At 39.3% G+C, this 13,290-nt stretch carries 9 protein-coding genes; all 9 read right to left on the reverse strand.

Annotation, left to right across the window (positions count from 1 at the left end; translation table 11 throughout):
- Position 1: 1 nt before the first annotated feature.
- The 9 genes from DEO27_RS18815 to rpoC all read right to left on the reverse strand — a co-directional run bounded on the left by DEO27_RS18815 (position 2) and on the right by rpoC (position 13,288).
- A complete protein-coding gene (locus DEO27_RS18815) occupies positions 2 to 1,435 on the reverse strand; it encodes a hypothetical protein (RefSeq protein WP_112572640.1) in 1,434 nt (477 codons plus the stop codon).
- 52 nt (positions 1,436 to 1,487) lie between these two features.
- Positions 1,488 to 2,225: an SDR family NAD(P)-dependent oxidoreductase gene (locus DEO27_RS18820; protein WP_112572641.1), complete on the reverse strand. Its 738-nt coding sequence runs from the start codon at positions 2,223 to 2,225 to the stop codon at positions 1,488 to 1,490.
- Positions 2,226 to 2,229: 4 nt separating this feature from the next.
- The gene (locus DEO27_RS18825; protein WP_112572642.1) at positions 2,230 to 3,165 is read right to left on the reverse strand and encodes a phosphoglycerate dehydrogenase; all 936 of its coding nucleotides are present in this window, start codon (positions 3,163 to 3,165) and stop codon (positions 2,230 to 2,232) included.
- Between the two features lie 22 nt (positions 3,166 to 3,187).
- Positions 3,188 to 3,865, reverse strand: a complete 678-nt coding sequence (locus tag DEO27_RS18830; protein ID WP_112572643.1) for a cytidylyltransferase domain-containing protein — start codon at positions 3,863 to 3,865, stop codon at positions 3,188 to 3,190.
- Positions 3,866 to 3,895: 30 nt separating this feature from the next.
- On the reverse strand, positions 3,896 to 4,858 hold the full coding sequence (locus tag DEO27_RS18835) for a glycosyltransferase family 2 protein (protein WP_112572645.1): 963 nt from the start codon (positions 4,856 to 4,858) through the stop codon (positions 3,896 to 3,898).
- 50 nt (positions 4,859 to 4,908) lie between these two features.
- Positions 4,909 to 7,296 (reverse strand): GumC family protein, encoded by a 2,388-nt coding sequence (locus DEO27_RS18840; RefSeq protein ID WP_112572647.1) that lies wholly within the window; start codon positions 7,294 to 7,296, stop codon positions 4,909 to 4,911.
- 189 nt (positions 7,297 to 7,485) lie between these two features.
- Positions 7,486 to 8,163, reverse strand: a complete 678-nt coding sequence (locus DEO27_RS18845) for a polysaccharide biosynthesis/export family protein (RefSeq protein ID WP_223817993.1) — start codon at positions 8,161 to 8,163, stop codon at positions 7,486 to 7,488.
- 298 nt (positions 8,164 to 8,461) lie between these two features.
- Complete coding sequence (locus DEO27_RS18850) at positions 8,462 to 8,773, reverse strand: DUF3467 domain-containing protein (protein ID WP_112572651.1); 312 nt, start codon at positions 8,771 to 8,773, stop codon at positions 8,462 to 8,464.
- A 225-nt stretch (positions 8,774 to 8,998) separates the two neighbouring features.
- The gene (rpoC, locus tag DEO27_RS18855) at positions 8,999 to 13,288 is read right to left on the reverse strand and encodes a DNA-directed RNA polymerase subunit beta' (RefSeq protein ID WP_112572653.1); all 4,290 of its coding nucleotides are present in this window, start codon (positions 13,286 to 13,288) and stop codon (positions 8,999 to 9,001) included.
- Positions 13,289 to 13,290 lie beyond the last annotated feature (2 nt).

Below are 13,290 nucleotides of genomic sequence, written 5' to 3' on the forward strand. Positions count from 1 at the left end.
ACTATATGTGATATTGCCAAACAATAAGAATGTAAACAGTTGTCACCAAAAGCGGTAATAATGTAGTTTGCTTCTCAAAAGTCCAAAAGTTGATGTTGATTGATCGGTATGAATATATAGCTGCATACCACGAGTAAAAACCAAGATAGCCGATAATCATGCCAATAGGAATGGCGTAGATACCAACATAGTGAGTTAATATTAGCGTTGAAACAACATATAAAATACCAGAAACGCCGTCTGCAATATGAGATATGATATGATTCGTAGATAAATAAACCTGCATGTGCATGGCTCCATATCTATTTATAAAATATGCTAATCCAAGCATAATCCATAATGGCTGACTTACAAACTGTGTCTGACTGTGAATTGCTTTCAGCAGATAATCAGAAAATAACCCTACTATTATAAAGCCTATGATAAAAACCATATGGCTTAAAAACATTCCTTTGGTAATAATCTTCACCAGGTTTTTCATGTCGTTTTTAACCCTAAGCATAGCATATAACGGCAGCTTGCTGTAAAAAGGGGCCATGGAAATATCCCTGATCTGATTTATGATACGTAAAGCAAGCAAATAAGAAGCAACTGCTTCAACAGAACCAAACTGCGCATATACAACACCCGTTAAATTAGTTAATCCGGCCGACATAAAACCGGATATTCCGCTACGCCAGGCGGGTTGCCATATCTTAGCGAAGATCTCTTTATTAAAAGGTTCCTTAACTGAGACTTCCTTATAAAGTCCGTCATCTATTTTGCGACACAGATACCAGTCCCTTATAGTTACCACCATTACCCACAATTGATTAACAATAACCAGGTTCAATAACGATGGTGCTATAAATAAAACAATGATGCTTGTTATTATACTACCTACCGAGGTAAGCGTTTCTATTCGTCTTACCAATGCAATTTTAAATAAGCCTTCCAGAAAATTCATATAGATTTTCCCGTAAAAACTTATACATGATACCAGTAACACAATCACCCAGCACCACCAGGCCTGATGAACATTAGCTGCACCTCCAACCGGCTTTACCATTGACCATGTGCCAAAAATCCCCATTGCAACAAACGCAAAAGCTGTTAACCACACATATATTGTTTTCATGGTTGAAACAATACTCGACAACAGCTTTTTATTAACCTCCTGACTTTCTATAGTTGCCTCAGAGCTGCTCCCCGAAAGGATACCTATGTCGGTTGCGCCACTATAAGCGTATGAAATTACCCGCGAAAATGTCTGCCTGAAGCCAAAATCGGCAATGGCTTGTAATGAAATTATTGTAGAAAATAAATACCACAAAACAACATCACCTGATGAAAACTGCTTTAAGATTAGCGGTAAAACCCCAAATAGTGTGAGTGTCTTGGTTGAATAGCTCAACCAAGTCATTAAAGTAGGAGAATTCCACGCGCGCTTCAGCATATTTATATATAGAGTTATATCTCAGTAGATATCAATAAAAAAAATCAAACAACTAATCCAGATCCTTCAAAACGTTACTTATACCGCCATCAATATTAAGATTAGCGCCATTAATAAAGCCGAGCTTATCTTCTGCTAACAACAAAGCCAATTGAGAAACCTCCTGAGGTTTACCTATGCGCTGGCTTGGATGTAATTCATTAAGCTGTTTAACTTTTGTTTCGTCGTTATTAAATCCGTCTCTCAGCATTTGGGTGTCAATGGCTGCAGGGCTAATTGAATTTACCCTAACCCTACCCTGAAGATCAACCGAAAGCGACTTTGTTAAGCCAACAAGCGCACTTTTTGAAGTAGCATATGCTAAAAACCTCTTTTTTGTAAGCTGATGATGGATGCTTGCTATATTAATAATAGAACCTTGCGATTTCTCAAGCCTATCTAAAAACAGTTGGCTTAGCATAAGTGGCCCGGTTAAATTCACATTAAGGGTTTGATTCCAATCCTGAATCTTAACTTCCGAAAGACTGCTTAATATTTGTACAGCGGCATTATTTATCAGGACAAAAAGTTCAGGAACTTCCTTATTCAGGATTGTTTCCATATGGCTTTTATAATCCGGATCTGCACAATATCTGTTTAAATCAAACCTGATAAATTTCTCGCAATAAGGAGATGGCTCATCTACCAGGTCAAGTCCTATAACACGATAGTTGTTTTCGCTAAAAGTACGTGCCAGCTGGCTACCGATACCGCCTAAAACGCCTGTTATTAAAACTGTCTTCTTATCCATTAAATTATTTGATATTTAAATAGCCAAATAGTAAATCTACAGCTTTCAAGCTGGCCCTGATCACAGCTTCTTTTGTGTTAGAGCCGTTGTGGGTACCAAAAATACATTGCTCAAACTGACGTAATGGACTGTCGGCAGGTAGTGGCTCCACTTCAAAAACGTCCAATCCGGCAGATTTAACCTTACCTGAAAGCAAAGCTTCAGTTAATGCCTTTTCGTCAATAAGCGGCCCTCTCGAAACGTTTATAATTATCACACCGTCCTTCATCTGACCAATAGAATCGTTATTTATAAGATGGTAGTTAGACGGGGTTAATGCGCAGGTAAGGATAACAAAATCAGCATCGCCCAATTTGTCAGGGAAAGCAAGTATTTCATCAACATTAGCCTCAGCTGGTGTTAGCTTCGTAAACGGATCATAGGCATTAATCTTCACGTCAAACGCTTTAAGCCTGCGTGCAGTTGCCAATCCTATATCACCAATACCGATAAGGGCTACAGTTTTTCCTTCAAGTGACATACCCGGAGGCTTAATCCAGTTTCCCTTTCTTACCTCTCTGTCAACAAGGTAGCTTTCGCGTGCCAAACCTGTAAAATAGGCAAGGGCCATATCAGCAACCTCATTACCAAACATTCTTGGCGTATTTGAAATAGGTATACCAAGCTTTTCACAAGCTTTAAAATCTACGTTATCAACACCTACTCCCCATTTCACAGCAGCAACAAGTTTCCCTGCTTTACCTGCAGTGAATACACGTTCTGTAGCCGGATCATCACCGATAATCCAGGCATCAACTGTAGGTACAAGTTCAACCAATTCGTCTTCAGTAAGTACTTGTACAACGTTAGGGGTTATTAGCTCAATTCCTTTTTCTTCAAACAGGTATCTGAGTTGATCAATTGCCCTAAGCATTGGAGGGCATGTTACTAATACTTTCATTCTTATAAGGGGGATTACAGATTTATATCTTATTAAGGTTTTTATAAAGCAACTCGGCCATTATAAAATTAAGTTCAACATCAATGTCCTGGCTTTCAACCTCAGGCATATCAAATAAAAACGGCCTGTCACCGATGCGGTTATGTTTTCTTTCAAGTATCTCTTTAGTAAACAAATACATACAAGAGTTTTCCTCGTAAATTGGAGGTAAATCCTGGGTACGCAATAAAATATTCGGGTTATGGTTTATTGGCCTTGCTAACGGGTCCCAGTATCTTACCTGTTTACGTGTTACCGAAAATAATGAGTCATACATCGGATATAAAGAGAAGAACTTCTGAATACCCTCTGTAATGGTTTTTGTTGATAAAATGGGGTTTGTGCTGTGTGTTTGCAAATAAAATTCAGAAGGCACCTGGTTAATGGTATTCAACAAAACATCATTCATCGGGATGCTGCCATCCCTTAGATGCTCAGGCCTCTCCAACACCAATACCTGCGGAAATGCCTTAGCGCTTTGTTCGATAATGATAGGGCTATCTGTATCAATAACAACCTTATCCACCAAAGGGCAATTTAACATTGCCTCAACAACGTAGTGGAACAAAGGTTTACCGGCAAAATCGCGGTAGTTTTTTCCAGGAACCCTTTCACTGGAATGACGCATCGGTATAATTGCTGTTAATTTATATGCAGACATATCTTTGTTAGTTATTTTTTCAATTAGAAACTACGAGCTATAAACTATCTTCTCGCCAAGATTGGATGTAACCTTCTCTGTTTTCTTTTTAAAGAGCTTATCTTTAAAATCGTTGGGATAATAAAAACGCATCCTAAGGGTTTCATCAGGTACAGCTTGCTGCCTGTAACCTTTGTATGTTCCCCAGAACTGTAACGTTCTGAAAATGACAATAAACCTAAACTCCTTTATGAACTTACCATCATGTAAAGCATGAACCGAATCTGACCAGATATTACCAATCGATAATCTTAAAAAGGTAAAAAAGTTAAACTTTTCATCTGGATAGATATTTTTCAATGCTACAGCTTCCCTGCGGTACCTGTTTTTTATGCGGGCTGGTGTTTCCTCATGCACGTGAACTATTGTAGCCGTGGCTTCATAAGCTATGGCGTGTCCTTTTTGCATTATCTTGGTAGCCCAATCCAAATCTTCCAGGCCTGTTAATTCTTCATCGTAAGGAAGCTCTTCCCAAAGCGATTTCCTGATCATGGCGTTCGCGTTATTGCAAAAAGGGATTTTCTGATCATAGTTTGACTTATCAGGAAACCATTTTTTAAACAATTGCTCTTCCGAATACTTTGTTATTTCATTTCCTACCTGTCGCCCGTACGTTAAAGCAACCTTCTCTTTTTCGAAGGGTTTAACCATCTTTTCGATCCAATCAGTATAAAGAGGATATACGTGTGCGCTCGCAAACAGAAGAAACTTTCCCTTAGCATGTTTACAACCTACGTTCAATGCTCGTCCAAAAGAGAAATCTTCAGGATTAATATTTACAACCGTTACACCAGCCTCCCGCGCTATAGCAGCGGTTTGGTCTGTCGAACCAGAATCAACCAAAATTACCTCGACTTGGTTATAAATAGATTGCTTCTTTATACCCTCGAGTAATTTTCCTATGTGTTTCTGTTCATTATATGAACGAATAATTAAGGTGCAAATAGGGGACATGCATTGTACTTTTAAACCAATTATCTGTTAATAAACATTTGCAGACGGTTTTACTTCCTTTTAAAAAGCCTACTAAAGAAACCAGCATCTTTTGGTTCTTCTCCATAACCATAGCCATAGCCGTAACCATAGCCATAACCATAGCCGTAACCATAATAACCACCTTTTTTAGTCTTAATATCATTGATAACAAGGAAGGCCCGCCTGAATTTATGACCATTTACCAAATCATTAATAATATTTAGCTGAGATTTGAGGGTATATTCTTGTCTAACAATATATAATGCCACATCTACGTGCTTTTCTATAAGTTGAGCATCGGATACAAGCCCGATTGGAGCACTATCAATGATGATATAATCAAATTTCTTTTTTAGGTATTCAATCATTAAGCCCAGCTTTTCATCCAACAAAAGTTCTGAAGGATTTGGAGGGATCGGGCCGGATGATATAATAAAGCAATCCTGAGAAAAGAACGTAGGCTTAATTATATCATCTATATTCATGTTTTCAGAAACCATGTAGTTGGTAAACCCGTGGTCGTTGCTCAAGCCAAGGTTACTTGATAACTTAGGTTTACGCAAATCCAATTCAATCAACACCACCTTTTTTCCACTCAATGCTATTACACTGGCTAAATTGGTACAAATAAACGACTTACCTTCACCACTCATACTTGAGGTTGCCATGATCACACTCGGTTGTCCAGGCTTCAATACAAATTGTAGGTTTGTTCTTAAGGCTCTGAACTCTTCCGATATAACGGATCTTGAATTTGTTCCAACTACCAAAGAATCATTATTTTGATTGTTACCTATCTCGCCAACTACAGGGATCTTGGTATTGGATAAAATGTCGTCCTTATTAACAATTTTTATGTTCAATAACTCTTTACCGTACAAATAAGCTACGGGAACTAATAAACCTAATATCAGGCCAATAGCATATACCAATGGTTTGCTCGGCTTAAATGGTAAATAATCACTCTTAGCCGGATCAATTATTCGAGCAGTTGAAAGCGTTGAGGTTTTTGATATAGCGGTTTCTTCCTTCTTTTGCAACAGGTATAAGTACAATTGCTGTTTCAAATCCTGCTGACGCGAAAAGTCAAGATAAACACGTTCTTGCTTTGGTATATTTCCAACTTTGCCATTTAGTGTCGAATTATTTTGCTTCAGTTGTTTTATTATTACAACCAAACTCTTTTTATAATTATCAAAACTCTTAACTAATGTACTCCTAACGCTGTTTATTTCCGCATCTATATTTTGTATTACAGGGTTACCTTCTTTATAAGAAAGCATCAAATTATCCCTGTTAATTAATAACTCATTATACTTTTGAATAGCAGCAATAAATACCGGGTCTTGAATAGCAACAGTATTAGGTATAATTTTCCTATTTGCCGGATCGCTGATATATTTTGAAATATCATCTGCCAATGTTAATTGAATCTCTTGTTCATTCAATTTATTAGCATACTCCGTAACGTTGGTTATAAGCGCCTCACCTTGAGCCTGCACATTTGCAAGACCGTTTTGCTCCTTAAACTTCTCAAATTTACTTTCAACGCCGGTTAATTCCTGGCTAACCACCGATAACCTGTCTTGTATAAAGGCTAAAGTACTATCTGCTATCGCTATTTTATTTTCATGATTTCCCTTCAAATACAACTCCATCATCTTCTTCAAAATGGCCTCGCCCTTTTTTGAATTTGAGTACTGAAGCGTGATTGCTAAAGTTGTACTTTTTTTGTCTGTTAAATCAACGTCAAGTCCTTTACTAATTGATTCAACCTTATCATCAATGGATTGTAAAAGAAGCTTATATTCGGTTCCCGAAATTGCAACACCCGGTACCTTAGTAAAAACAAGTACAAACTGAGGCAACACAACGTTAGTGTTATAATTAACTGTTGTATCAACATCGTCTTTACCATTTTTAATATGAATTTTCTCGCCTACTAAGTCAACGTCATAATTCCTTAGTTGTATAGAGTCTATTCTGGGTATTAGCTTTACTTTAAAAGGAGCTTCGTCGTATAATTCAATTGCATTTATCTTTCCCTTTCTAAAGATTGTTACATTTAAATTCAAATCATTAACAACACTGGTCATTAAAGCTCTTGATTTTAATATATCGATCTCGTTATAAGCGTTACTGGACATATCCAACAGATCGGAAAAATCCATTAACGAGTTAGCACCAGATTTTCCGGTTAACGCACCTCCTGATGATCCGTCATCGATGGTGATCTTACTGTTTATCTTATAAGAAGGAGTACTGTATCTTGCAAACATAACAGCAAGTGCTACAAAAACAAGAGTGCTTAGCAGAAATAAATACCAATGACCCAGAAAGTTACCTACGAGTTTCTTAACATTAAAACTTTGTTCTTTTCCTAAAGCCTGATCAAGTGCCTGATCCGAATTCGCCATAAATTAAATCTTCTGGTAAATAGTGTGAATTATAGTAGTTAATAAATCCCCTAAAAAAGCATTCACAGATCGTAAATCCGGAATCAGTTTGTAAATAACCTGGCTACAGTGCCATTTCTTCTACAAACATTTCAAGATTACTATCTTTTCAATTAGCAAATATTTTAGGGGTTTATAAGATTACGTTGCTTATTTAAGCCTGGTAGCAAGTATTATCAAAATTGATAGTAGAGATGCGGCTATAGTAACATACCTGGCCTGCGATGCATCATTGGCATCGGATTTTGCTTTCCGTGGTTCAACATATATTACGTCATTTTGCTTTAAATAGTAATACGGAGCGCTCATAATGTCACTTCTGGTCAAATTCACCCTGTATGGTGTCTTCGTGCCATCGGCATTCTCCCTTATCAACAACACATTTTCGCGTTTTCCATAAATGGTCAGATCACCGGCCATGGCTAACGCATCTATGATACTAACCTTTTCATTTGGCATAACATACTGACCAGGCTTCAATACTTCCCCGGTAACGTTTACTCTGAAATTTGCAAACCTTACAATCACCGTTGGATCCTTAAAATATTTTGCGGCCGCTATTTTAGTTATACTGTCTCGCAATTGAGATGTAGTATACCCCAAAACATTCAATTTCCCCAAAACAGGCAACTCAATAAAGCCTTCTTTATTCACTAAATAACCGGTAGGAGTTACAGTATTCAACGCCGGAGTTGAAACCGAGCCAGAGGTACTAAGTGGCACATTAGCTGCGTTTATGGATATAGTTGCCTGTGGATCAATTGTTTGTATGAAGATATTTAAAATATCATCAACCTTGATCGTAGGTTCAATATACTCAGACTTCAAGATCGTATTCAAACGCCCGGAATCAGGGATATCTTGAAAATATTTTACTTTTTTTGTCGTATCGCAAGAAAAAAAGCTAAAAGAAATTACAAAAAGGAATAAAACCAGATACGAGTTATATAGAAAAATTTTTCTCATAAAATTAGGACTCCCATGTTTTTATAGGTATAAGTTTAAAAACGTTGCAATATATACACTTTTTTCTCAAATGCAACACACTTTTATTAATTTTTTTATAAAACCGCCTTTAGCATAACTTTTTATTAATCAAAAGTGCGTTTTAATATAATATTGAAAATTATGCCTGCCCCATTGTGCCACCAAAATTCATCGGAAAACCAGGGTGGTCGGGCTGTACTTTGATACGACCATTAATAGATTCATACTTTTCGATGTTGTCTTGCAATGCCGAAAGAAGACGTTTGGCGTGTTCGGGAGTCAGTATAATCCGCGATTTTACCCTGGCTTTCGGAACACCGGGCATAACCCTGATAAAATCTAATACAAACTCAGAGGTTGAGTGAGTGATAATAGCAAGGTTTGAATAGACACCTTCTGCAATTTCTTCTGATAGCTCAATATTGAGCTGATTTTCATTTTGTTCTTCCATGCTACTAAATTAGCAAAAAGACGTTCTTCGCTAACTGTCTTTTTGCGCGGTAAATGCTGCGGCAAATATAGCTTTTAAGAATATATTCCATCCTACATTATGCTTTCAAAGTGCCGAACGTAGAACAGAAGTATTTCGCTTTTGTTTTAACTATTTTAAAAATAATCATAAAAAAAGCCTCCCGGATAACCGGGAGGCTTAATAAATTATTTAAGTAGCTGGCAATTAAGCTTCCAACTCTTCTGCTTTTGAAGCCATCAGGCGGTCAAACTCCTCTTGTGAACCTACACGGATATTTTCGTATTCGCGTAAACCGGTACCTGAAGGTATTAAGTGACCTACGATAACGTTTTCTTTCAGGCCAAGCATGTTGTCTTTTTTACCTGCGATAGCTGCTTCGTTCAGTACTTTGGTAGTTTCCTGGAACGATGCTGCCGAGATAAACGACTTGGTGCCTAACGACGCCCTGGTGATACCTTGCAATATCGGGCTCGATGTTGCTGGGATGGCGTCACGCACTTCAACCAGTTTAAGGTCGCGGCGTTTCAATACCGAGTTTTCATCGCGTAAACGACGTAATGAAACTATCTGGCCAGATTTCAACGTAGTTGAATCACCCGGATCAGTAACAACTTTCTTGTCGTAAATTTCATCATTCTCGGTCATGAAATCCCATCCGTCAACAGCTTCACGCTCTAAGAAACGGGTATCGCCCGCATCTTCGATAGATACTTTCTGCATCATCTGGTGAACGATAACTTCAAAGTGTTTATCGTTAATTTTCACACCCTGTAAGCGGTAAACTTCCTGGATACCGTTAACAAGGTATTCCTGTACCGCCGCAGGTCCTTTAATAGCAAGGATGTCTGAAGGTGAAATTGAACCATCTGACAATGGCATACCAGCTTTAACAAAGTCATTATCCTGTACAAGGATGTGTTTTGAAAGTGGTACAAGGTATTTTTTAACCTGGCCGTCTTTTGATTCGATTGTAATTTCGCGGTTACCACGTTTAACACCACCTAAAGTTACCACACCGTCAATTTCAGTTACTACAGCAGGGTTTGAAGGGTTACGTGCTTCAAATAACTCGGTTACACGTGGTAAACCACCTGTAATATCTCGCGTTTTACCGGTTGAACGAGGAATTTTAGCAATAACCTGACCTGTTTGCAGCCTGTCGCCTTCATCAACAGCGATGTGGGCGCCTACCGGGATATTATATCCTTTAATGATGTTCCCTTTATTATCGGCAATCTGGATAGCAGGGTTTTTTGTTTTATCCCTGGTATCGATGATCACTTTTTCGCGGTGGCCTGTTTGCTCGTCAGATTCTTCACGGAAAGTGATACCTTCCAATACAGCATCAAACTGGGCAATACCTGCAAACTCAGAGATAATTACCGCGTTGTACGGATCCCATGAACAGATACGGTCGCCTTTGGTGATCTTGCTACCATCTTTCACATACAGGTATGAACCGTATGGAATGTTGTTGGTAACAATTACTTTATTGCTTCCGGCTTCGATGATACGGAACTCGCCCGAACGGCCTAATACCACATCAACAGCACCATCTTCAGCAGTTTCATAAGTTACAGTACGTACGTTCTCAAACTCGATGATACCATCAAACTTAGCGTTGATCTGAGATTCAGCCGCGATGTTTGACGCGGTACCACCCACGTGGAATGTACGAAGTGTTAACTGTGTACCCGGCTCACCGATTGACTGTGCTGCGATTACACCAACAGCCTCGCCTTTTTGCACACGTTTACCGCTTGCAAGGTTACGGCCGTAGCACAATGCGCATACGCCACGTTTGCTTTCGCAGGTTAATACCGAACGGATCTCGATACCTTCTAACGGAGAATTCTCGATCTTTTTGGCAACCTCTTCGGTAATGTCCTGACCGGCTACTGCTAACAGTTCGTTAGTGATAGGGTCATGAACATCATGAAGCGTAGTACGACCTAAAATACGGTCATATAATGGCTCAACAATATCCTCGTTATCTTTCAGTGCAGTTGTGTAGATACCTCTTAAAGTACCGCAATCAACCTCACCAACAATCATGTCCTGGGCAACGTCATGCAACCTACGTGTTAAGTAACCAGCATCCGCTGTTTTTAACGCCGTATCCGCCAAACCTTTACGAGCACCGTGGGTTGAGATAAAGTACTCCAATACCGACAAACCTTCTTTAAAGTTTGAAAGGATCGGGTTTTCGATAATCTCGCCACCTGAACCTGATTTCTGAGGTTTCGCCATCAAACCACGCATACCTGCAAGCTGACGGATCTGCTCTTTAGAACCACGGGCACCTGAGTCAAGCATCATGTAAACAGAGTTGAAGCCCTGGTTATCGTTGCTCAGGATGTCCATTACGTTAGCAGTTAAGCGGTTGTTGATACGTGTCCAGATATCGATGATCTGGTTGTAACGCTCGTTGTTGGTAATGAAACCCATGTTATAGTTGTTCATTACCTCATCAACTTGCTTAGAAGCTGTATCAATCAGGGTTACTTTTTCTGCAGGGATATTGATATCCTTCAGGTTAAATGATAAACCACCCTGGAATGCCATTTTAAAGCCTAACTCCTTAATATCATCAAGGAACTGGGCGGCACGTGCCATACCGGTGATTTTCACTACCTCACCAATGATATCACGAAGTGATTTTTTGGTAAGCAGCTCATTGATATAACCTACTTCTACAGGTACATGCTGGTTAAACAACACGCGGCCTACAGTAGTATCAATAATTTTATTTACGATTTTGCCATCGCGCTCTTTAACCAAAGCTTTAACCTTGATAAATGCATGCAGGTCAAGTTTTTTCTCGTTATAAGCGATAATTACTTCCTCTGCAGAGTAAAAAGTTAAGCCTTGTCCTTTAACCACGCGTGTTTCGTCGGTTTTACGGCCTTTGGTTATGTAGTACAAACCAAGCACCATGTCCTGAGATGGTACAGTAATAGGTGTACCGTTGGCAGGGTTAAGGATGTTGTGCGAAGCAAGCATCAGGATCTGGGCTTCCAAAATTGCCGCGTTACCAAGTGGTACGTGAACGGCCATCTGGTCACCGTCAAAATCCGCGTTGAATGCTGTACAGGTTAATGGGTGCAATTGGATCGCTTTACCTTCAACCAGTTTTGGCTGGAACGACTGGATACCCAACCTGTGCAGCGTAGGCGCACGGTTTAGTAATACAGGGTGTCCTTTCAACACGTTTTCCAAAATATCCCAAACTAATGGGTCTTTACGGTCAACTATCTTTTTGGCAGATTTTACTGTTTTAACCACACCACGCTCAATCATTTTGCGGATGATAAATGGTTTAAACAACTCGGCTGCCATATCTTTTGGTAAACCGCACTCGTGTAATTTAAGGTTAGGACCTACAACAATTACCGAACGCGCAGAGTAATCCACACGTTTACCTAATAAGTTTTGACGGAAACGGCCTTGTTTACCTTTCAGGATATCTGAAAGTGATTTCAAAGCACGGTTACCTTCAGTTTTTACCGCGTTAACTTTACGTGAGTTATCGAATAACGAATCCACAGCTTCCTGCAACATACGTTTCTCGTTACGTAAAATCACCTCTGGTGCTTTGATCTCGATCAAACGTTTTAAACGGTTGTTACGGATAATTACACGACGGTAAAGGTCATTCAAATCTGAAGTAGCAAAACGGCCACCTTCCAATGGTACCAACGGACGCAGTTCAGGTGGGATAACCGGAACGATCTTAACGATCATCCACTCAGGGTTATTCTCGATCCTGGTTTTAGCATCACGGAAAGCTTCAACAACCTGCAAACGTTTTAAAGCTTCGTTTTTACGTTGCTGAGAAGTTTCGTTAGCTGCCTGGTGACGCAGGCTGAATGATAATTCATCAAGGTCAAGGCGTTTTAATAATTCTTCCAAGGCCTCGGCACCCATTTTGGCAACAAATTTCTGAGGATCTTTGTCGTCAAGGTACTGGTTTTCTTTTGGAAGGGTATCTAATACGTCAAGGTATTCTTCTTCAGTAAGGAAATCCATTTTGTTGATTCCGTCTGCTTCTTTAATACCTGGCTGTATAACTACGTAACGCTCGTAGTATATGATAAGGTCAAGCCTTTTTGTAGGCAGGCCTAATAAATAACCTATTTTGTTTGGTAATGAGCGGAAGTACCAGATGTGCGCAACAGGCACCACCAGGTTGATGTGGCCCATACGCTCACGACGTACTTTCTTTTCGGTTACTTCAACACCGCAACGGTCGCACACGATACCTTTGTAACGGATACGTTTGTATTTACCGCAATGGCACTCATAATCCTTAACCGGACCAAAAATACGCTCGCAGAACAAACCATCACGCTCAGGTTTGTAAGTACGGTAGTTAATGGTTTCCGGCTTTAAAACTTCACCGCTTGAACGCTCAAGGATAGACTCAGGAGAGGCTAAACTGATGGTAATGGTGGTAAAGTTACTTTTGATTTTATTATCCTTTTTGTAAGACATAG

Origin of the sequence: Mucilaginibacter rubeus (genome assembly GCF_003286415.2) — a bacterium.
Taxonomy (GTDB): domain Bacteria; phylum Bacteroidota; class Bacteroidia; order Sphingobacteriales; family Sphingobacteriaceae; genus Mucilaginibacter; species Mucilaginibacter rubeus_A.